Raw genomic sequence first — 19,323 nt, 5'->3', positions numbered from 1 at the left:
TTCAGAATAGAGGAGCGGAGCAGGGGCGGCAAGCGCATTGTCTATCTTTTGTGTAATATCTGCTTGAATCATAAGGCGCGGCTAAAGCAGCGACGTGGTAAATAGAATAAGAATTCGTGAGTGTGTGATGTCTGTATCTCAGCGGAAAACCATTTGTCATTACCCTTTTTTACTGAAATTAGTACGTGGCGCAGTGGGAGGCTTGTTTGCATTGAGGGGCTGGCGGTTTGAACGGCAGCAACCCACTGCGCGTAAATACGTCATGATTGTGGCGCCACACACCAGTAATTGGGATTTTTTCCTCATGGTGGTAATTGGCGCAGCCCTTGGTCGGCAGGCGCGTTTTATGGCTAAAGACAGCATATTTAAAGGCTTACTGGGGCGCCTATTGCGCTGGCTTGGTGGCGTCGCAGTGGAGCGGGGCAGCCATCATAATTTTGTGGCCCAGATGGTGGACTTATTTAAGGAAACCGACGATATGGTATTGATAATTGCACCTGAGGGCACCCGGAGCAAAGTGGCTGAGTGGAAGGGCGGTTTTTATCACATTGCCGCTGGTGCTGGGGTTCCGATTATTGCCGCGCAGCTAGATTACGCAAAAAGAACCGTTTTGCTGGCTCCGGAGTATCATCCTAGCGGCGACTTATCTAGTGACCTGCCGCAAATCCAGTCGGTGTATAAAGACGTAACCGCAAAATACCCAGAGCAAGATAGCAGTTGCTGCAGTGTGCCAAATAATTAGCGTGAACAGCCTCTAGAAAGGCCGGAATATCACAGATTTAGACTGGCCTAAGTGAAATTCACAGTGTTGCATTGGCGTTTAGCTTGATATAACTGTGTATTTGAATTCGTAGGCTATTGCCTCGAAGGCAACACGAATACACGTGTACAAAAAATGGATTACTGACATGTCAGATTTTATGAACTTCTTGCTGGGCCCAGAAATGCCGCCGCATGGGCATTGTTATCTGTGGAACGATGACTTAGTGCGTTTGCATGTCACCAGTGATGTACTCATTACCATAGCCTACTTCACCATTCCGGTTGCCTTGGTGTACCTAGTCCGCAAACGCGAAGACTTAAAATTTAATTTTATGTTCGTGATGTTTGCGATTTTTATTTTCGCCTGCGGCGCGACCCACCTCATCAATATTTTTAATGTTTGGCACGGCGCTTATTGGCTGAGCGGTATTGTGAAATTAATTACCGCGATTGCCTCGGTGGGCACGGCTATCGTAGTGTGGCCTTTGATTCCAAAAGCCTTGGCAATACCCAGCAATCAGCAATTACTGGACTTGAATCAGAAGCTGCGCGACGAGGTGGCGGATAATATTAAACAGCGCGCAGAAGTAGAGCGCTTGTCGCGGGATCTGCGCCAAGTAGTAGATGAGCGTACCGATGAGCTTGCTGAAACGCGAGTTATGAAGACCCTGCTGGAGCAGAATCATGCCTCGCTCGAGCGCTCAAACACAGCTCTAGAGCAATATGCGATGGTTACCTCGCGGGACATCAAAGAGCCGCTGCGTTCCATTGCCGTATTTGGTGAATTATTGGCAGACCGTTTAAACGATCGTTTGGCAGAAGACGAAGAAAAATGGTTGAGCATGATGGTGACCTCGGCTAAACGTACCACATCGATGATTGATGATTTGCGTGAATACTCGCTGCTGCAAACCGTCGCCGATGTGACTCCGGCATCACTTGATGAGGCTTTAGAGCAAGCGATTTCACAAAACGAAACCGACCTGAAAAAATACAATATAGTTCTGCAGAGAGACACATTTAATGCCAATGTCAGGGTGCCAATTGGACATTTGAGCAAGTTGATATCGGAGCTATTAGAAAACGCGATTAAATTTAGTCGCGACCAAGAGTCGCCTAAAATTGAGTTTGGCAGCCTTGACGACTGCGACAGTGGCGAGTTTGGATTTTATATTCGCGACAACGGCATCGGCATTGCTAGGCAGTATAGCAACCGTATTTTTGGGGTCTTTGAGCGTTTGCACAATGAGCAGGAGTACGAGGGTAACGGCATTGGCTTGGCAATTTGTCGGCGCATACTCGACGAGCACGAAGGTCGAGTGAAGCTGCTTGGTGATGAAGGCGCAGGCGCTGAATTCAGAGTGTATTTGCCTGCGGCCTAGTCTTGATTCTGGTGGTGGATTTACGGGGCTTTGTCACTTGGTGGTGACGGAATGATTTTCGAAAAAATCGCCTCGCTCTGCTCTGAATCGCTGCGCCAAAGTTGTTCGGCAATAGCGGCACCTGTTTGGCGACTGCGGTCGAGGTGACGACTAAAACGTCGGCAGTGGCGACAAATCATCAGGTGCAAACGAATCTCAACACGTTTCCAGCCGGTGCGCTGGAGGTCGATATGATCGCTGGCTAGATCGGTAAATTGCTTGCAGTTCAGCATTCTCCGGTCTCCTGATAATGGTTAATGATTTTCATAAGTTGCAATCGCGCACGGTGCAGAATCACTCGGACATTGGCCTCGCTGAGCGTTAGCAGGTCGGCAATTTCCTCCAAACTGGCTTGCTCAACATCACGCAGTAAAAATACTGCTTTTTGGTTTTCGGGCAATAGCGTCAAAGTGTGTTCAATACAGTGTCTTAATTGATCCTCCTGAAGCATCAGCTCTGGTGTATTAATATCCCAGTGCGAGGGTGGGTTCACCCAGTGGCCGTTGTCGTTAAAGCATTCTGCATCAATTTCTGGACGCACCTCGTCGATGTCGCCAAAACTGCTGTGGCGTTTTTCGCGACGCAGTCGCGATTTCGCCTCATTGCTCACAATCTGAATCATCCACGTAGACAGACTGGAGCGACTTTCAAATTTGCCAATCGCTTTGTAGATCGATGCCCACGCCTCTTGAGTGACATCCTCTGCAAATACGTCACCGGCGATCGCCCTCGCTACAATGAGCAGCTTTTGATGATAGCGGCTAATGAGCTCTTTAAAGGCTAAATTATCCCCAGTTTTGAGGCGGGCAATAAGCTGTTGATCGTCGATGGGCTGAGACACAGATTAATCCAAACTATGATTAAGTCCTAAGTGTCTCTGATCCCACTGCCTGCAGGCAACTGTTCACTGCATTAGCGTCTAAATTAATTGCTCATTTGGCCTTGTTAAATGCGCGATACAGCCAATAATCCGCGCTGACATATCTACCGCCACCCATCGTTATCAGTGCCAACAGCATGACTAAGTAAGTGACCGCGAATTCAATCCCATTGTTTAGTACCACAAAATTGCCGCTGGAACTTAGCCAGTCGTAGTTGCCGTGGGCTTCCAATAGCGAGCGGGCGGCAGATAGTTTTTCAACAGAATCGACGACGCGCTCATTCGCAAAGGGTGCGCTGGCGTCGGCAATGGCTTGCCAGCCGTTATGCCAATGTACGGTGGTGGCTGCAACAATCATGGTTACCGCCAGTGGAATAGAAATCCAGCGGGTCGCCAAGCCCAGCAGTAACAATACGGCGCCGCCGAGCTCCGCTGCTGTTGCCAGAAAGGCCATCAGGTAGGGAAAGGGAAGCCCAAGCCCCCAGTCGCTATTGCCAAACCATTGCGCAGTATCGGCAAAATGCATCATTTTACTACTGCCGGCCATCCAAAATACCGGCACCAAATATAGGCGCAGCGCCAAGGCGGGTAGGCCGTCAAGTGGTGTTGCCAGTCGACCAAGCGTGTCGAGTAGACCGCGAATTTTGCTAAAAAAATCTACCATGGGGTTTGCTCCGTATAGAGGTCACGATTGCGCAACTGTTCTTTGCTGACGGTAATCGTGGTGCATGTTCATGCCTTAAGACGTGTAGCGATAAATCTTGTTACACATCACGTGGAATAAATTTATTTTCTCTGTGATGTAACACTTTGGATTGTTGATTCTCTTATAGGCAGCGTCGCCCTAAAGCGGCCAATTTGATCTTTTAATTTATTAAATAAGGTGATGACACAATGAAAAATACTGCGATGACGGCCCTCGGTGCGGCCATGCTAGCGTCTTCAATGGCTTCAGTTGCCGTTGCAGATACCAACCCCTTTGCGGCGAAAGTAATGAGCAGCGGCTATCAGCTTGCTGATTACGCAAAAGACGCAGAAGGCAAATGCGGCGAAGCGAAGTGTGGCGCTGAGAAAAAATCTACCGAAGGTAAGTGTGGCGAAGCCAAGTGCGGTGCAGATAAAGCGGCGAAAGAAGGCAAGTGTGGCGAAGCGAAGTGCGGCGCAGACAAAGCTGCTAAAGAAGGTAAGTGCGGCGAAGCTAAATGTGGCGCTGATAAGAAGTAACTGCTAGACCCCGTTAGGTCCGGCCTCTTTGCTAAGGTAAAGGGGTTTGGATCTGCGCCCTCCTGTTCTGATTTTTTGCTTACTTACTAGCCAATGTCAATTAGGCTCATTATAGTGTCGCGGCGCAAAGCATGGCGGTAGGCCTTAGCTTCGCCTCAAATTTACGCTATTGAGAGTTTGGTTTTGCCATTAACCCTAGAACGAAAACAATTACTGACCGGCTTATTGCTGTCTTTGGTGACGGTGTTTTTTTCTAGCACAGTAGCTGCGGTGGGTAAGCACGTGTCGCAGGAGGTGCATGTCTCCGCAATTGTGCTTGTTCAGTATGGCATTAGTTTTCTGTTTGCCTTGCCGGCGGTGTTGCGGGCGGGGCGCTCAGGGTTAGCTACTTCGCGTCCGAAGTTGCATTTTGTGCGGGGTGTGAGCGGTTGTGCGTGCTTCTATTTGTATTATCTTGCGCTCAGTAAAATTACCTTAGTTGAGGCGACCTTGCTGCGTTCATCTGCGCCTTTGATGGTGCCGCTGATTTTATTTTTGTGGTTTAGTCAGCGTGTGCGCCGTGCGACGTGGCCGCCCTTGCTCGTCGGCTTTGTCGGCATAGTATTAGTGTTAAAGCCGGATTTTGACGGCCTAAGTGTGTGGCATTTACTGGCATTGCTGTCGGGCCTGGGTTTGGCCATATCGATGGTGAGCACCCGAGTACTGGCACAGCACGAACCTCAGAATCGTATTTTATTTTATTATTTTAGTATTTCTTTGCTGTTTAGCCTGCCGTTCTTTCTTTGGAATTACAGCCCCATACCTGTGTCCGCATGGCCGGGTTTGTTGTATATGGGCGTTGTGATCTATTTAAGTTTTGTTATGTACACCTTGGCCTACCGCTATGTGTCGGCGGCGGCTTTGGCGCCAATCAGTTATTTTGGGGTGGTGTTTAGTGGCTTGTTGGATTGGCTGGTGTGGGATCATATTCCCGACCCGATAACGCTAATGGGGATTGCCTGCGTGGTATTAGGCGGGGTCTTGGTACTAAAGCATAAGGAAGTGCCAGCGACCTCAAATTAGTCGCTGGCCGGTTTAGGTTTAGCGCTGGTACAGTGGTGCCAGTGCCGGTTGACTTTGCTTCTCTTTGCCGTTATTGCTGCGGAATTTTTTAAGCGCATCTAGTACCGCGCTGGCGTCGATGGCAAAGTGCTGTCCAGAATACAAATGGGCATCTAGCTGTTGGCAAAACTGGCTCAATTCGGGAATCGCATTGCCTAACTCGCTCAAGGTCACCGAGCGTTTAAAATAGCACAGTCCCCAGTAGCTTAATGCCGCACGTAACTCATTGTGGTCGGCCTTGGTTTTTAGGCTTTTTTCTAAAGATTTAAATGCCTTTTGCTCGTTATTGTCATCCTTCGGCGGTATTGCCGAACTCGCCGGCACCCGACTTCGTCCCCGCCACCATGCTATAGCAAAACCAATATTACTAAATATCAGTGCTGCAATAACTAACCATAACACAGAGTTATTGGTCGGTAGATCGCTTGGAATTTGTTTGGCTTTATTCGCTATAGAATCGCTGCTAAGTAGGGTATCGCTTTGTTGTACAGCGTCGCTTAGGGTGGGCGAATCAATGGCGGTAATTTGCGTATCGCCGTCGTTGGCGACCGCAGGTGCAACGGTAAATTTGCGCTCAGGCAGGACGGCATACTCTGCTTTATTGCTGTCGGTATTCCACCACGCTATGCGTACTTCTGGTAGAACAAACTCACCTGCGCGAGTTGGAATAATTGCCAGCGATTCACTGCGAATGCCAGTCCACTTAGATTTGTCGTCGCCTTTTTCTATTTTGGGCTGGTCGGGATAAAGCTTGGCATTGTTTAAATTAATAGTTGGAAGGGCAGGAAGTTGCGAGCCTAAAAGCCCTTCCGCTTGAATACTAACGGTGCGGGTAATTGAATCGCCGACTTTTAAAGAGTCTGGGTTTTTGCTCCAGCTTTCTTCCAAGGCAATTTCTTTGGCTGGCAGCCAAACCGAGCCCTTAAATTCTGCTGGAGGCGGCAATACTTTAACGCGGTGTTCGCCACTGCGTTTAACTACTAAGCGGCCGGGATCGAGCATAGATGGGCGATAGCCCTCAACCCGTGCCTGCAAAGTGAGGGCGGGAATGGTGAGGGTGCCGCTGGTTTGTGGGTAGATGGAATAGCGGCGCTCGATTACTTGAAAGTAGCGGCCATTGATTAAGGTTTGATAGCGCTCTTCGCCGGCGGCTTCTATCACGGCATTATCGAGTTCTGGGGCGTCTAGTGAGGCATCTAAAATATTGACGGAGGTGAATATCTTTACGGTGTACTGCAATTCTTCCTGTACATAAGCCGTGCGTGGCGTGACGTCGGACTCCATATAAAGGCTTTCATTACCGGCTTGCTGGGCCTTGGCCGCTTTACTCACGGTGATGGTGATGGGGCGCGTTTTGTATTTTCCCATAGGCAATTCGGGGATGGTCAGTGTGCCTTCCCGCTTTGGTACTAGGGTGTAATCCCACTGTCGACTGCTATTAACCTTGCCATTAATAATATTGGTGCGGCTGCTCTGTTGGCGATTAATAATATGAAAATCATTTTCGAGTGCAGCGACATCCGGCTCGCCGGAAAATAATATGCTGTCTGCGCTCAGTGACAGGGTGAATGATTCTTCGCTTGAAACCTGATTGCGATCGACGGAGGCGCGCACATTTGTTTCGGCGTGTGCGCTACTGATTTGGCATATCAGTAATACCAGTACCGCCAACAGCGTAGCGAAATGAGAAAATACGCTATGGGATTTATTTGCCATCATGGCGCTCCCCTTAAATGGTCGATCAACAGAGTGATTAATAGGGTGCATAGTCTTCATTAGTACCTTGTTGTTCGCTTCGCTGCTGATGTTGATAGCGGAATTTATTACGCAGTAGATTGCCAGGATTGTCCGGGATTTTGCGCAGCCATTGCTCGCGGGCCTGATCTTCTTCGCTCAAGGGTTCGTCGCTAGGCGCAAGCGCAGCAGCTTGTTTGGCATCTTGATTCTCTTGCATTGCCTTTTGTATAGCTTCATTTTGCTCAGCGGCTTGGCGCACATAGTCTTCGGCTAATTTGGCGTCGCGCTGTTCGGCGGCTTCTTTTTCAGCCTGCGTTTGCTCGCTCTCCGGCTCTGTGTCGCCTTGCTCAGATTCGCCCTCGTTAGCCTCGCTTTGCTGATTGTCCTCAGATTGCGAGCTATCTTGATCGGCATTTTGATTTTCTTGAGAATCGGATTGCTCTTGGTTTTGTGAGTCCTCTTGCTGGGATTGCTCACTCTGGTTTTGAGATTGCTGATCTTGAGACTGTTGATCCTGCGACTGCTCGCTCTGTGACTCATTGTTTTGAGAGTCCTGATTTTGCTGGTTCTGGTCGCCGCTTTGATTTTGCTTGTCATCGCCAGATTGCTGCTGTTGCTCTTGGGACTTTTTTGCATCCTCAAGAATTTTTTTATTTTTTCTGGCGTCACTCAGCGTAGGATCTTTTTGCAAAGCTGACTCGTAGGCAGCGATGGCCTCGTCTAGTTTATTCGCCTTGGCAAGTGCATTGCCGCGATTGTAATCGGCGTCGGCGCTATCAAACTGCCGATAAGATTCTGCGGCTGCGGCAAAGTCACCGGCGCGGTATTGAGCGGCGGCTTTCCACATCGGGTCTTCAAATTTGGCGGCGGCAGCCTGCGGGTCTGTAGGCAATAAAGCGGCGGCTTGTTGGTCTGGGGTTTGCCAAAGATCTTTAAACTCAAAGGCATTGGCGATACTTGGCTGAAACGCGAATAAAGCAGGCAGCAGCAAGGGCAGCAAGCTGGGTAGCCAGCTTTTGCGAAAACCGAGTAATGCGAGAGGCAGCAGCAGTAATACCAGCCAGGGGCCGGCGTCTTTCCATTGATCGTAATGACGTTCGCTGCGATCTTCGATTTCGCTATTTTTTAAACTCGACGCGGTATCTAGGGCCAGCGCATTGATGTCGCTGTCATCGATGCTGAGTTCGCGGTATTGCCCGTTACCCGCTGCCGCTAGTTCCTGTAACTCGCTGACAGTGAGGCTCGGCACAATAATATTGCCGCTATTGTCTCGGGCAAAACCGCCGCCGGGTAGCGGAATTGGCGCGCCGTCGGCACTGCCAACAGCAAGCACCGACAGCGGGTAGTCGATGTCGCTAAGCGCATCTTTTAAATTGCTTAGTTGTTGTTTGTTGATGCCGTCGCTAATGAGCAGAATGCTGCCATTGCCGCCGCTATTATCTAACAATTCTTTGGCAAGACTAATGCCGGCAAGCGGGTTGCTGCCGGGCAGGGGCATCATGCCGGGGTTAAGTCCGGGAATAAGGGTTAGCAGGGTATTCACGTCATCGGTTAAGGGGGTCACCACAAAGGCGTCGCCGGCAAACACCACAAGGCCGGTTTGACCGTCGCGGCGGGAGTGCAAAATATCTCGTAATTTAAACCGCGCCTGCCGAATACGTGAAGGTTGGATGTCTTCTGCCAGCATAGATGGAGACAGGTCTAATACCGCCACCAAGCCTTCAGTGTTTTTATGCAGTGGCGAGGGGACTTTTTCCCATGCAGGGCCGAGTAGGGCTAGCCATGTTAGTGCAGCGGCGATGAGTAAAATTAGTGCCGAGCGGCGAGGTTTGCCGCCGGGTTTGCCGTCTAATAAATAAGGTAGCAGGCTGGGGTCGATATGCTTTTGCCAACTGCGTTGTTGAAAACCTTGGCGGCTAAGCAGAAGTGCGCAGATAACAAGGGGGATTCCTGTCCACAGCAGCTCGGGACGAATCCAGTGGAGCTCGATGCCGGCAATATTCATGCAGACACCTCACTCGCGTTGCCGCCAAAGGGCCAGTTGCGGCTCAGTGCCAATATCAACATGAGTGCGCCAGCTATTAGCAATGGCCAGTGTAGCAGGGAGCGTTCTGGGCGTAGCATTTCCTGTTCTTGCTCTACTGGTTCTAGTGCGGCAATTGCATCGTATGCTGCTTGCAGCTCGGCCGGATTGCGGGCGCGGAAATATTCGCCGCCAGTTTTGGCAGCGATGGTTTCTAAGGTGTCTTCGTCAAGATCAGCAGAGGGGTTGACGGTACGGGCGCCAAAGTTACTGCCAAAAATTCCGGGAACTTTCATTTCTGTGGCGCCAACGCCGATGGTGTAAATTTTAATTTTTTCAGCGGCGGCAAGCTCCGCTGCTTTTAGCGGTTTTAAGGTGCTGGCGGTGTCGGCACCGTCAGTGAGCAAGATCAAAACGCGGCTATTTTCAGGGCGCTGACGAAGGCGTTTAATGGCAAAGCCAATCGCGTCGCCAATCGCGGTTTGTTTGCCGGCAAAGCCGACTTGGGCCTCGTTCATTAATGTGCTGAGGGTGTCTAAATCGAAAGACAGCGGCGACTGAATATAGGCGTTGGTGCCAAACAAAATTAAGCCCAGTTTGTCGCCCTGACGCTGGCGGACAAATTCGTTGACGACCGCTTTTACCACTGCAATACGTGGCAAACCTTGATCCTTAATAACCATGTCTTCTTGGCTCATGGAGCCGGAAATATCAACAGCCAACATAAGGTCTCTGCCCGTGGTGGGCATGGCGACGGGATCGCCGATCCAGGTTGGTCTTGCGGCGCCGGCCAGCAGGGCCAACCACACTAGGCAAAGTAAAATAAGATTTAAAAAACTGCCGCTGCGATTTGGCCCGCTGTGTTCGCCGCTAAGGCTGCGAAGCTGGGCAAAAAATGGCACTCGCAATGCAGCCGCGCTGTGTTGGCTTTGGGGTTTGGACAACCAGCGCACCAGCAGTGGCAGCGGGGCGAGTAAAAAAATTAATGGCCATTGAAACTCAAACATGGCGACTCCGGTGGCGGCGTATCCAGCTCTTGCTTTCGGCAATGAGTACATCGCGGGGGAGGCTATCGCTAGACGGCTGATACGCGGCGGCTAGCAACGCCGTTAAGCTTGTGTCGCTAAACGCGGGCTTGTCGCCGCAGCTTTGGTATAAGAAATCCATCCATTTATCGCCGCTGAGTCCGGCGATGTCGTCTTTGGCAAAGCTGTGTAATGCGACACGACGTAGTAATTGATTGAGCTGCTGCGCGAATTCTTGATCACTTGCAGCAGCGTTAAGTGCTGCCAATTCCAGCAGCGCCGCGCGCCGAAAAGCACTTTTACGACGGCGCTTGCGCAGCCAAATGAAACTTGCGACAAGGACAATAAGTCCTAGCCCAAGTAGCACCCACCAGCCTGGCGCCCAGGGGAAATTGGCAACGGGAGGCGGCAAGTGAATGTCTGCTAGCTGGTCTAGCGGCGACGCGGGGGCGTTCATTTGAGGAAGGCTATTCATCGTTACCCTTGCCCCATGCCGCGTTGCAGACGTTGAAAATATGCCGCGTCTGTTGAAAGGCCAATATGGTGAATGCCACCGCGTTTAAAGCTGGCCAAAAGATCGTGCTGGGCCTGTTGGTGACGGTTTAGAAATTGTTGGCGCAGGGTGTTTGTTAATACCATTTGCAAGCGTTCGCGACCGTTGCTCACGGGGTAATTACCATTTGCGGGCAGGCTGCCCTCCATGGGGTCGCTGAGTGAAATGGCAATTACGTCGTTGTGGCGGGCGATTAAATGCAGCTGGCGCTCCGCCTCCTGCTGATAGCCGGCGAAGTCGCTGAGTATATAAACGGTGGAGCCGGGGCGGGTGATGCGTCTTAACTCTTCAAACGCGCTCGCTAGACTTTGAGCATTGCCGATATCTGATGCGGCGCTGACTTGCGCAAGTTTTTGATTGTAGTCCGCGGCGGTGTGAATGAAATTTAGTACCGAGCGGTGGCTGCGCCGAGGTCGGACTTCGCGGTGGTGTTCGTCATCGAAAACTAATCCGCCAACGCGGTCGTTATTTTCTAGACCAGCCCATGCGAGGGTGGCGGCGACGTGGCAGGCGAGTACCGATTTAAAACAGTGGCGACTGCCAAAAAACATGCCGGCGCGTTGGTCTAGGCACAGCACTACCGGACGTTCTTTTTCTTCTTCAAATATTTTTGTGTGCGCTTTGGCGGTACGGGCAGTGACCCGCCAGTCGATATGGCGAATTTCATCGCCGCCCTGATATTCGCGCACATGGTGAAAGGCCAAGCCGCGTCCTTTAAAAGGGGAGGCGTGGTTGCCGCCTTGTTTGGCAAAGTGGCGGCGACGTGGTTTTGCCTTTAGTTTGCTGGCGGCAAAACGGGTGTGGATCAGCTCTTGCTGATCTACTACTGCACCTTTTACCGGCGCGCTAAAGTCGCTGCGCAGCGGGTTGCTCATGCCACCGGCACCACCTGCAGAAGACGGTCGATAATTTGATCTTTGCGGATGCCGTCGGCCTCGGCCTCAAAGCTTATGATTAGTCGGTGCCGCAATACGTCGTGGGCAACGGCTTGAACATCGTCAGGGCTGACGTAATCTCTGTCGTTTAGCCAGGCATGGGCGCGGGCGCATCGATCTAGGGCAATGGTTGCTCTGGGGCTGGCACCGACTTCTATCCAGTTGGCGAGGTCGGCGTCTAGGGCTTGCGGGTCGCGGCTGGCGACAACCAGTTGCACCATATATTCCTCAACGGCCTCGGCCATGTGTAAATCTAATATTTGCTTGCGGGCGGTGAGCAGTGTTTCTTGGCTGAGTGGTGAGGGCGTGGCGACTTCGCCCTTGGCCTCGGCGCGAACACGGCGAAGAATTTCTAACTCGGCAGCAGCATCGGGATAGGCGACATTGACGTGCATTAAAAAGCGGTCAAGTTGCGCCTCTGGTAGTGGATAGGTGCCCTCTTGTTCCAGCGGGTTTTGGGTCGCCATTACCAAAAACAAGGGGGGGAGTGGCAGGGTGTTGCTGCCAACACTGACTTGGCGTTCGGCCATGGCTTCTAATAAGGCAGACTGAACCTTGGCGGGTGCGCGGTTAATTTCATCGGCTAATACCAAGTTGTGGAAGATCGGGCCTGGCTGAAATTCAAAGACGCCGGTTTCCGGCCGGTAAATATCGCTGCCGGTTACGTCGCCCGGTAATAAGTCGGGGGTGAACTGAATACGTTGAAAGCTGGCATCTATACCGTCTGATAGTGTTTTGATCGCCTTGGTCTTGGCTAGGCCGGGGGCGCCTTCGACCAGTAAGTGGCCGTCGGCCAGCAGCGCAATGAGGAGGCGATCTACCAGACTTTGCTGGCCAATAATTTGCGAAGTCAGCCAGCTACGTAGCTGGCCAATAGATTGTTTTTCCGTCATTGGGGGTGTCCCTTGCCGAGCGAGTGTCATTTATCCGTTTATGTGACACTAAAAGTGGGGATTTGCTCGGCGATTTCAAGGGAAAATTTAGCTTTGCTGTATTTAATTAGGGAATACGCGGGAATTTAGAAGATTATTGGTGATAATGAGGACTCGTTACGCGCATATCGCAAACAAATCCTCACCTGTCACCCTTGCCCACTTAAGTACGGCACCGCTTCATTTAGGCGCGATTCTGCTGGCTGCGCGCCAACGCTGTAGAGCCCATATCTAGGATGCCAAGATGAAGTGCCATCACCGCCGCCATCGAGCGATTGCGAACGCCCAATTTTCGATAGATTTCTTTCACATAGCCATCAACCGTGTAGGTGCTGATAGATAAGTTTTTTGCAATTAACTTATTGCTGTTACCGAGCGCAAGTTCTTCGAGTACCTGATGCTCACGCGGCGTGAGGGGCAGGGTCTTAGGAGGCATTTGGTATATATTGGGGCTATCTAAAGGCATTTGGCTACCACTTTTGCTGTTGTGACTGCCGAGTATCTTCCCCCGCAAACACGGGGCTGACAAATGAAAAAATACCGCCTTTCAGTTTAGGCATTCTTATCTGACCACTCTTGGGTGATGATCTCTACTACCCAGTCGTGGAAGGCCTTTATGACCTCATCGTCGGCATTGCTATTGCAGTAGGTCAGAAAGCACTCGCCGTGGGGAGTAACCTTATTGGGCATGGGCAGCACAAGATCACTGTCTTTACGCATAAATTGGTAGGCGGTGGGCAGGTAGCCCATGGCCACACCAATATTATTTTTTACGGCTTCGATACTGGCTTGCACGGTGCTGACAACGAGCTCATCGGGCATGGCGGGGAGCAGGTTCCACTGGGTCTGCCAGCGCGGCCACTGGTAAGTGTCGCCGGAGATTTTGATAATTCGGCAATCGCTGAAATCGCCCTCTGTTAAGTTTGGGTGTTGCTCTAGATAACCGCGACTGCAAATAGGCGTTAAGGCAATACGCACCAGTGGGTGATAAGTCAGCTCTGGCTCATTGCCGCACTCGTGGCGAATGGCGACGGTGGTTTCCGAATTTTCTAGGTCGATTCGTGATACGTCGGAGTCGATTTGAATGTTGAGCTCTGGGTGCTTGGCTTGAAACTCATGAATATTCGGAAATAGCAGCAGACTGGCGATATTGGGTAAGGTATTGATAATAAAACGCCGCTTCTTTTTTTCTTTGCGCACCGCCAAGGTCGCGGTATCAATTAAATCCAAACCTCGCTTTACGTGAAGGTAGTAGCGTTTTCCTTCCGCGCTTAAGGATATTTTGCGGTTTTCCCGCTTAAACAAAGTGACCCCTAGGCTTTCTTCTAGAATTCTAATCTGATGACTGACCGCCGGTGGCGATACGCATAACTCGTCCGCCGCATCTTTAAAGCTCATTCGGCGTGCCGCCACTTCAAAAACACGAATTAAATTCAGCGAGGGTAGATGTTGGCTGGGCATGGTTAGGCGAACTCAAATTTATTACACATAGCGCTAATTTGGCGGTTTAGCTGCGGCGTAGATGATACCGCAACTTTGCTTGCTAGGGTGTATAGAGATCTACATCTACTCCAATGTTCGCTTTGTGTCGTTTTGAGATGCTTCCCAAATTCTTTTCAATCATTTTTTGCACAAAAGAGCCGACTATCAATCCATTCTTCAAAAGGCATTGCCTAGCTCGGAGTGCAATTAGCCAATGAATTCAGCCTTGTTGGTGTAGATCGGCGCAGGGCTACTATTTCTCAGGCCCGCTTGCTTGAAGGGCGGTCTTTAGTTTCTTCGCGGCTGATCGCCTCGTCCAAGGCAGCATAAGATTCCTCTAAACAGCGCCGGTAAAGCTCGGGTTCTTTTAGTGCGCTGGGGCTGCTAAGTACCGATAGGGTCATTACGCCGTTGTAGCTCATGGCGACGTGGAATAAGCCCAAGTTGTCGATAAGCAAGCCAAGGCCGAGCATGTCTACTAATTTGGCATCATTAAAATAAAGTGGAACTGGCGGCCCCGGCACATTGCTGACAATGGTGCAGGCCGGTAAGGGAACACCGCCGGGCCAGTAAGATAGGGCAGATAACGCGCGTACAGCAAGAGACTCTAAACCGCTAGGCATTGTCCTTACTAGGGAGGTGACCGCGTTGCGACCAATGCTGCTCGATAGCTGCTTGGCACTGTTCGAGGCGTCGCGCACGGCCAGTAGGCGTTGCAGTGGGCATTCAATGTCGGTGCGTAAATTGGAAATCATCATACTGATGGCATTGCCCGCCGAACCGCTCTGGCGATCGCGTACGTTGACCGGCACCATTGATGCCAGTGAGTTATCTGGCAAGCTGTTTAGCGCAATGAGATAACGCCGCAGCGCACCGCCGACAATGCTGAGAATGACATGATTGACGGTGGTTTTGGGGTAGTGGCGGCGAATTTGGCGCAGCCGAGAAAAATCAAAGCGCAGTAATAAAATGTCGCGCTGGGCATCTATGCGGCTGTTGAAGGGGGATTTTTGCCAGCTTATCGCAGGGCGGTGGCTGCCATCGTCCTGCTGGGTTGCGCGCTTCCAAGAGGGAATAAGTTTCCGCGTTTGCCATGCCAAATTTAGCGGTTTGCGAAGGTTGTTCAAGCAGGCTTGGCGAGTCATGGCCCATTGTGAGGGTGGTGTGTCTGCCTGCCAGTCGTCGGCCTTAGGTGGTGTGTAGTCTGGCGAAAAAGCGATAGGTTCTAAATTGTGTAGGGCGGCGAGAATGTCGGTGCCAGATACTCCATCCATCGCTGCATGATGAACTTTCATATACAGGCCAAAGCTACCTTTTTCGTAGCATTTTAAATTTCCTAGGCCGTGAATAATGTGTACTTCCCATAGTGGGCGGCTCATATCCATAGGTTGAGCATGCAGTCTCGTTAAAAGGCTTTGCAGATCGCCGTTGTGGCTTTTTATTGAATGGCTGAACACATGCTGATCTAAATCAAAGTTTTGATCTTCAATCCAGTAGGGGTGATCTATACCGTAGGCAACAGGGAATAGTCGCCGCCGAAAGATGGCAGAGGTCGGCAGGCGTTGCTTAATACTTTGGCGTATCTCCTGCTGTAGAAAGGTCTTGTGTTTGATTTGGCTGGGTTTGTAAATCAACAGCGCCGCAATATGCATGGGCGCATGTTGGCGTTCATTAAGAGCAAAGAGTGCATCAAGACCGTCTAACTGTTGCATAGTGATGTGATCCATTATTGTGTGCTACATGCGATGACAACATTAGGTGTTTTGTGTGGCGACTGTGTGTCACTCAGTGGATTTATTCGCAAAGCGACCCAGACACTACCAATTTGTGACTAAGAAACACCAAAAAAATTCAGCAATTACTGGGCCATGATCGGGTTGTGGTGAGCGGGTATTTTTAAAGCTAGAGGCAGCTAGCGACATTTTGTAGGTCGTTTGAGATAGATGGGGGAATATTCGGCTTAGATAAGGTCGGCTAAGTTTATTTTTTGCTTAAAGGTTTTTTATGGCATTTGAGGGGACAGAAGTAGCCAGCATTGCTCTGGCTACTTACTGATTTGCCTTTAGAACGACAGTGTTAGGTCTAAGCCGTAGCTGCGTGGTTCACCGAAGATGGTGGTCACAAAGCCGCTCGCGGCCCAGTCAATTTCGTGGGCGGCATAGCTCTTGTTTTCTAGATTACGTCCCCACAGTTGCACGCTAAGTTCGCTATTGCCGATGGCAATATTGCTGACGCCGAGTGTCACGCCTAGTAGGCCAACGTCGTCTTTACGGGCGATACCTTGGGTGCTGAAATAGTATTCATCTTCCCAGCTGTAATGTATCGCCGCATTGAGTTCACCCACGGAGATGGGGCGAGCGTAATCTAAACTGATGTTATAGCTGTGTTGAGGGGCTGAGGGCACATTTTTGGTATTTGATACTTCCTGTCCGTATTGAATGAAAGATTCGTAGCTGGCATCGAGGTAACCGTAGCTAATATTAAGCTGCAAATCTCGGCTTAGGAGCGCGGTCAAGTCCATTTCTGCCCCAGACATTTTTGCTTCACCGGCGTTGAAGGTGTCGGTTGCAATGATATTTACCGGATCACTTTGGTCTACCTGCAAATCGGTGTACTCATACCAAAAGGCGGCGAGGTTTAGTCTTACGCGACGGTTTAGTAACTCCGCTTTTGTCCCTATTTCATAGGCTAATAATTCTTCGGGGTCAAAGCCGTCGGCAAAGCGCGCTTCGGTACCGCGAGTATTAAAACCGCCAGCGCGGTAGGCCGTGGCGATTTTGGCATAGGCATTGACGTCGTCGCTGAGGTCATAGGCTACAGTCACACTGGGTGTAAATTTGCTTGATGTCTGCTCACCACTGACGCTTGCACCGTTAAGATTGTTATACAAATTATCGTATTTGGTCGCCTCGCGTTTGTCGCTGGTGTAGCGCATGCCGAGGGTAATATGTAGACGCTGCTCAAGAAATTCTGGGGTGTATTCTATTTGAGAGAACGCTGCGAGGGATTCTGCACTGGCGTCAATTTCGTAATATTCCTCGGCTATTTCAGGGAAGCCCCCCAGCGCTAAAAGATTGAGTGAGGCTAATTGATCTTCGCTGCCTTCTTCCTTGAAATAATACAGCCCGCCGACGTAATCAATTTTTCCGTCTGCGAGGCTGCCCAAAAATTGAATTTCTTGGGATATTTGATCTTGCACTTTGTCGGTGTTGGTGTCGAGGATTTCTGCGCCGCTGGCTACCATTGATGGAAATGTGCCGCCGCTAAAGTGGTGGGCGCTTGCGGAATAATCTTGATAGGCAAACTCGTCTAGTTCGCGGTAAGCCGTTATCGATTTTATGGTGAGTTCATTATTAACAAACCATGTTGCCGTTATGCTGTGGCCACTAATGTCGTCGCTGCTGTTTTTTAAATTATTAACCGACAGGGTAGATTGGCGATCTTCGCGGGCAAATGGTGTAAGGCCGGCACCATTGGCATTGGTTACGCGGCTAAGCTGATAGGCAAGTTGCCCTCCGTTTATCTCTGATTGGTCATAGGCGTAATCCAGCATTAGATCATCACTGGCTAGCCAGCGCACCGCAATACGCATAGCTTGTTTTTGTTGCTCGCCAAAATCTTTGCCGGCGCCACTGTTCTCAACCCAGCCATCTTCTGCACTTCGGCTAAACGCGGCGCGTACCATGAGAGTGTCGGACACGGGGAGGTTGGCTTGGGTCAAGGTGCGCCAATAACCGCGATTGCCTTTGCTGAGCTTTTGTTTAAGGCTGAAATTTTCATCGGGCTGAGCGCTGCGTATCGAGATCGCACCGCCCGTGGTGTTGCGTCCGTAAAGCGTGCCTTGTGGGCCACGTAATACTTCAATAGCTTGCACGTCGGCAATGTCGGCGGTTAGACCCGCCGAGCGACCGAGATAGACGCCGTCTAAATACACGCCTACTGCTGGGTCTTTGGTGATTTGCAGGTCAGCATTGCCGACGCCACGGATGAATGCGGTGAGAGAATTTCGGTTACTTGGGTGTGGTGCGGTAGATAAATTGGGTACGGCACTTTGAATGTCGCCAACATCGCTGATGCCTAATTGTTCCAATTTTTCACTGCCAAATGCGATTAGTGAAATAGGTGCGTCTTGCAGAGATTCGGTTTTCTTTTGGGCGGTCACAACGACCTCCTCTAGCGTGAGACCATTGCTAGACTGTTCGGCATGGCTGGTGTTTATGGCCGCGATCGCAAGAATAAGCGCAGCGGCAGACTGAGAGTGGGTTCGTAATGACGACATAGTGTGCTCCGACTAAAATAATATTTTTATTTTTACAGCAGTAAAATGCGAACTCTATCGATTATCTTTAGCCCTGCATTTTTCATGATGCTATTTATGTCATGGCTGATTTTTTCAAGCATCGTTGAATTGGACTATTCGATAAGTAAAAGTAAAAAGGGCTGCCACTCGTGGCAGCCAAGAGCTCTCACACGGTATGGGGAGCGAATTTGCGGCCGGCGCTAAAGCCACCATCAACAGCGATGGTTTGGCCATTTACAAAGGATGCGGCGTTAGAAGCTAAAAAGTTAATAACACTGGCAACTTCGTCGGCGCGGCCAGCTCGGCCCTGAAGATGCCAGCTAATGAATTTTTCATGAAGACTTGAATCAAGAGTGATATCCTTAGTCATTGCGGTATCGATAAGCCCCGGTGCGACGCTATTACAGCGAATGCCACGGCTAGCATAGTCTGCGGTAATACTGCGGGTTAATTGGATGATGCCGCCTTTGGAGACGTTGTAAGCAACATTATTATCGCAGGCCTCTAAACCAAAAATGCTCGCCACATTAATGATATTGCCGGCCCCCTGAGCAAGCATAATGGGGATGACGTATTTGCACATTAGCATACTGCCGGTCAGGTTTATGTTGAGTACTTTTTGCCACTGGGCCATATCAATATTGGTGACGCCGCCCCAGCCACTTATACCCGCGCAGTTAACCAAGGTATCTATTCCTGCGAATTCATCCGCAAGTTGATTTACCGCCGTGCGAATGGCTGTTTCGCTTTCTACGTTTAGACTAAAAAAATGCACATTTTTTGCTTCCCACAGTGCCGATAGTGCATCCGATGGTGGGTTGATGTCGCAGGCGATAATGGTGGCGCCGCTGCTAAGTAGTGCGTCTACACTGGCGAGGCCAATACCGGAGCAGGCGCCGGTTATAAGGGCTACGTTTCTCATTTTTTAGTCCTTTTTATTTTATGATG

Annotated in this window: 18 protein-coding genes; 4 read left to right on the top strand and 14 right to left on the bottom strand. The window is 50.5% G+C overall.

What is annotated here, in order from left to right; all coding sequences use genetic code 11:
• The first annotated feature begins 127 nt into the window (after positions 1 to 127).
• Positions 128 to 742: a 1-acyl-sn-glycerol-3-phosphate acyltransferase gene (locus C0068_RS04770; protein WP_146047839.1), complete on the top strand. Its 615-nt coding sequence runs from the start codon at positions 128 to 130 to the stop codon at positions 740 to 742.
• A gap of 166 nt (positions 743 to 908) precedes the next feature.
• Positions 909 to 2,144, top strand: a complete 1,236-nt coding sequence (locus C0068_RS04765) for a sensor histidine kinase (RefSeq protein ID WP_103683344.1) — start codon at positions 909 to 911, stop codon at positions 2,142 to 2,144.
• A 20-nt stretch (positions 2,145 to 2,164) separates the two neighbouring features.
• Here C0068_RS04765 and C0068_RS04760 read toward each other — a convergent pair whose 3' ends face one another.
• The 3 genes from C0068_RS04760 to C0068_RS04750 all read right to left on the bottom strand — a co-directional run bounded on the left by C0068_RS04760 (position 2,165) and on the right by C0068_RS04750 (position 3,727).
• The gene (locus C0068_RS04760) at positions 2,165 to 2,416 is read right to left on the bottom strand and encodes a zf-HC2 domain-containing protein (protein WP_103683343.1); all 252 of its coding nucleotides are present in this window, start codon (positions 2,414 to 2,416) and stop codon (positions 2,165 to 2,167) included.
• On the bottom strand, positions 2,410 to 3,024 hold the full coding sequence (locus C0068_RS04755; protein WP_103683342.1) for a sigma-70 family RNA polymerase sigma factor: 615 nt from the start codon (positions 3,022 to 3,024) through the stop codon (positions 2,410 to 2,412). Before C0068_RS04755 ends, C0068_RS04760 begins: the two co-directional genes overlap by 7 nt.
• A gap of 91 nt (positions 3,025 to 3,115) precedes the next feature.
• Complete coding sequence (locus tag C0068_RS04750; protein ID WP_103683341.1) at positions 3,116 to 3,727, bottom strand: HvfX family Cu-binding RiPP maturation protein; 612 nt, start codon at positions 3,725 to 3,727, stop codon at positions 3,116 to 3,118.
• Positions 3,728 to 3,957: 230 nt separating this feature from the next.
• Between C0068_RS04750 and C0068_RS04745 the strand changes: the two genes are divergently transcribed.
• Entirely contained in the window at positions 3,958 to 4,287 is a 330-nt protein-coding gene (locus C0068_RS04745; protein WP_103683340.1) for an HvfA family oxazolone/thioamide-modified RiPP metallophore, read from the top strand.
• 183 nt (positions 4,288 to 4,470) lie between these two features.
• Positions 4,471 to 5,349 (top strand): DMT family transporter, encoded by an 879-nt coding sequence (locus C0068_RS04740; RefSeq protein ID WP_233208735.1) that lies wholly within the window; start codon positions 4,471 to 4,473, stop codon positions 5,347 to 5,349.
• An 18-nt stretch (positions 5,350 to 5,367) separates the two neighbouring features.
• Here the strand turns inward: C0068_RS04740 and C0068_RS04735 are convergent, their stop codons facing one another.
• The 11 genes from C0068_RS04735 to C0068_RS04685 all read right to left on the bottom strand — a co-directional run bounded on the left by C0068_RS04735 (position 5,368) and on the right by C0068_RS04685 (position 19,297).
• Positions 5,368 to 7,107, bottom strand: a complete 1,740-nt coding sequence (locus tag C0068_RS04735; RefSeq protein ID WP_158249915.1) for a BatD family protein — start codon at positions 7,105 to 7,107, stop codon at positions 5,368 to 5,370.
• Positions 7,108 to 7,141: 34 nt separating this feature from the next.
• A complete protein-coding gene (locus C0068_RS04730) occupies positions 7,142 to 9,130 on the bottom strand; it encodes a vWA domain-containing protein (protein ID WP_103683337.1) in 1,989 nt (662 codons plus the stop codon).
• The gene (locus C0068_RS04725; protein ID WP_103683336.1) at positions 9,127 to 10,155 is read right to left on the bottom strand and encodes a VWA domain-containing protein; all 1,029 of its coding nucleotides are present in this window, start codon (positions 10,153 to 10,155) and stop codon (positions 9,127 to 9,129) included. The genes C0068_RS04730 and C0068_RS04725 overlap by 4 nt, the downstream gene beginning before the upstream one ends.
• Entirely contained in the window at positions 10,148 to 10,648 is a 501-nt protein-coding gene (locus C0068_RS04720) for a DUF4381 domain-containing protein (protein ID WP_103683335.1), read from the bottom strand. The genes C0068_RS04725 and C0068_RS04720 overlap by 8 nt, the downstream gene beginning before the upstream one ends.
• A gap of 2 nt (positions 10,649 to 10,650) precedes the next feature.
• A complete protein-coding gene (locus C0068_RS04715) occupies positions 10,651 to 11,601 on the bottom strand; it encodes a DUF58 domain-containing protein (RefSeq protein ID WP_103683334.1) in 951 nt (316 codons plus the stop codon).
• A complete protein-coding gene (locus tag C0068_RS04710) occupies positions 11,598 to 12,554 on the bottom strand; it encodes an AAA family ATPase (protein WP_103683333.1) in 957 nt (318 codons plus the stop codon). Before C0068_RS04710 ends, C0068_RS04715 begins: the two co-directional genes overlap by 4 nt.
• Positions 12,555 to 12,777: 223 nt before the next feature.
• Positions 12,778 to 13,059, bottom strand: coding sequence for a helix-turn-helix domain-containing protein (locus C0068_RS04705; protein ID WP_103683332.1), 282 nt, complete (start codon positions 13,057 to 13,059; stop codon positions 12,778 to 12,780).
• Between the two features lie 86 nt (positions 13,060 to 13,145).
• Positions 13,146 to 14,054, bottom strand: coding sequence for a LysR substrate-binding domain-containing protein (locus tag C0068_RS04700; RefSeq protein WP_103683331.1), 909 nt, complete (start codon positions 14,052 to 14,054; stop codon positions 13,146 to 13,148).
• Positions 14,055 to 14,335: 281 nt separating this feature from the next.
• Positions 14,336 to 15,787, bottom strand: a complete 1,452-nt coding sequence (locus C0068_RS04695) for a wax ester/triacylglycerol synthase family O-acyltransferase (protein WP_158249914.1) — start codon at positions 15,785 to 15,787, stop codon at positions 14,336 to 14,338.
• 350 nt (positions 15,788 to 16,137) lie between these two features.
• Positions 16,138 to 18,354 carry a TonB-dependent receptor gene (locus tag C0068_RS04690; protein WP_103683329.1) on the bottom strand — a complete coding sequence of 739 codons (2,217 nt, stop codon included), beginning with the start codon at positions 18,352 to 18,354 and terminating at the stop codon, positions 16,138 to 16,140.
• Positions 18,355 to 18,541: 187 nt separating this feature from the next.
• Positions 18,542 to 19,297, bottom strand: coding sequence for an SDR family NAD(P)-dependent oxidoreductase (locus tag C0068_RS04685; RefSeq protein WP_103683328.1), 756 nt, complete (start codon positions 19,295 to 19,297; stop codon positions 18,542 to 18,544).
• Positions 19,298 to 19,323 lie beyond the last annotated feature (26 nt).

It is taken from the genome of Zhongshania marina (genome assembly GCF_002915595.1).
Lineage (GTDB): Bacteria > Pseudomonadota > Gammaproteobacteria > Pseudomonadales > Spongiibacteraceae > Spongiibacter > Spongiibacter marinus_B.
Note: the sequence above shows the minus strand (reverse complement) of the source record. Positions and strands in the feature narration are given on the sequence as shown.

Coding starts and splice junctions, on each gene's coding strand:
- C0068_RS04720 (WP_103683335.1), bottom strand. CDS start 10,648: ATGAATAGCCTTCCTCAAATGAACGCCCCCGCGTCGCCGCTAGACCAG.
- C0068_RS04735 (WP_158249915.1), bottom strand. CDS start 7,107: ATGATGGCAAATAAATCCCATAGCGTATTTTCTCATTTCGCTACGCTG.
- C0068_RS04695 (WP_158249914.1), bottom strand. CDS start 15,787: ATGCAACAGTTAGACGGTCTTGATGCACTCTTTGCTCTTAATGAACGC.
- C0068_RS04725 (WP_103683336.1), bottom strand. CDS start 10,155: ATGTTTGAGTTTCAATGGCCATTAATTTTTTTACTCGCCCCGCTGCCA.
- C0068_RS04750 (WP_103683341.1), bottom strand. CDS start 3,727: ATGGTAGATTTTTTTAGCAAAATTCGCGGTCTACTCGACACGCTTGGT.
- C0068_RS04765 (WP_103683344.1), top strand. CDS start 909: ATGTCAGATTTTATGAACTTCTTGCTGGGCCCAGAAATGCCGCCGCAT.
- C0068_RS04760 (WP_103683343.1), bottom strand. CDS start 2,416: ATGCTGAACTGCAAGCAATTTACCGATCTAGCCAGCGATCATATCGAC.
- C0068_RS04715 (WP_103683334.1), bottom strand. CDS start 11,601: ATGAGCAACCCGCTGCGCAGCGACTTTAGCGCGCCGGTAAAAGGTGCA.
- C0068_RS04705 (WP_103683332.1), bottom strand. CDS start 13,059: ATGCCTTTAGATAGCCCCAATATATACCAAATGCCTCCTAAGACCCTG.
- C0068_RS04690 (WP_103683329.1), bottom strand. CDS start 18,354: ATGTCGTCATTACGAACCCACTCTCAGTCTGCCGCTGCGCTTATTCTT.
- C0068_RS04685 (WP_103683328.1), bottom strand. CDS start 19,297: ATGAGAAACGTAGCCCTTATAACCGGCGCCTGCTCCGGTATTGGCCTC.
- C0068_RS04700 (WP_103683331.1), bottom strand. CDS start 14,054: ATGCCCAGCCAACATCTACCCTCGCTGAATTTAATTCGTGTTTTTGAA.
- C0068_RS04710 (WP_103683333.1), bottom strand. CDS start 12,554: ATGACGGAAAAACAATCTATTGGCCAGCTACGTAGCTGGCTGACTTCG.
- C0068_RS04770 (WP_146047839.1), top strand. CDS start 128: ATGTCTGTATCTCAGCGGAAAACCATTTGTCATTACCCTTTTTTACTG.
- C0068_RS04730 (WP_103683337.1), bottom strand. CDS start 9,130: ATGAATATTGCCGGCATCGAGCTCCACTGGATTCGTCCCGAGCTGCTG.
- C0068_RS04745 (WP_103683340.1), top strand. CDS start 3,958: ATGAAAAATACTGCGATGACGGCCCTCGGTGCGGCCATGCTAGCGTCT.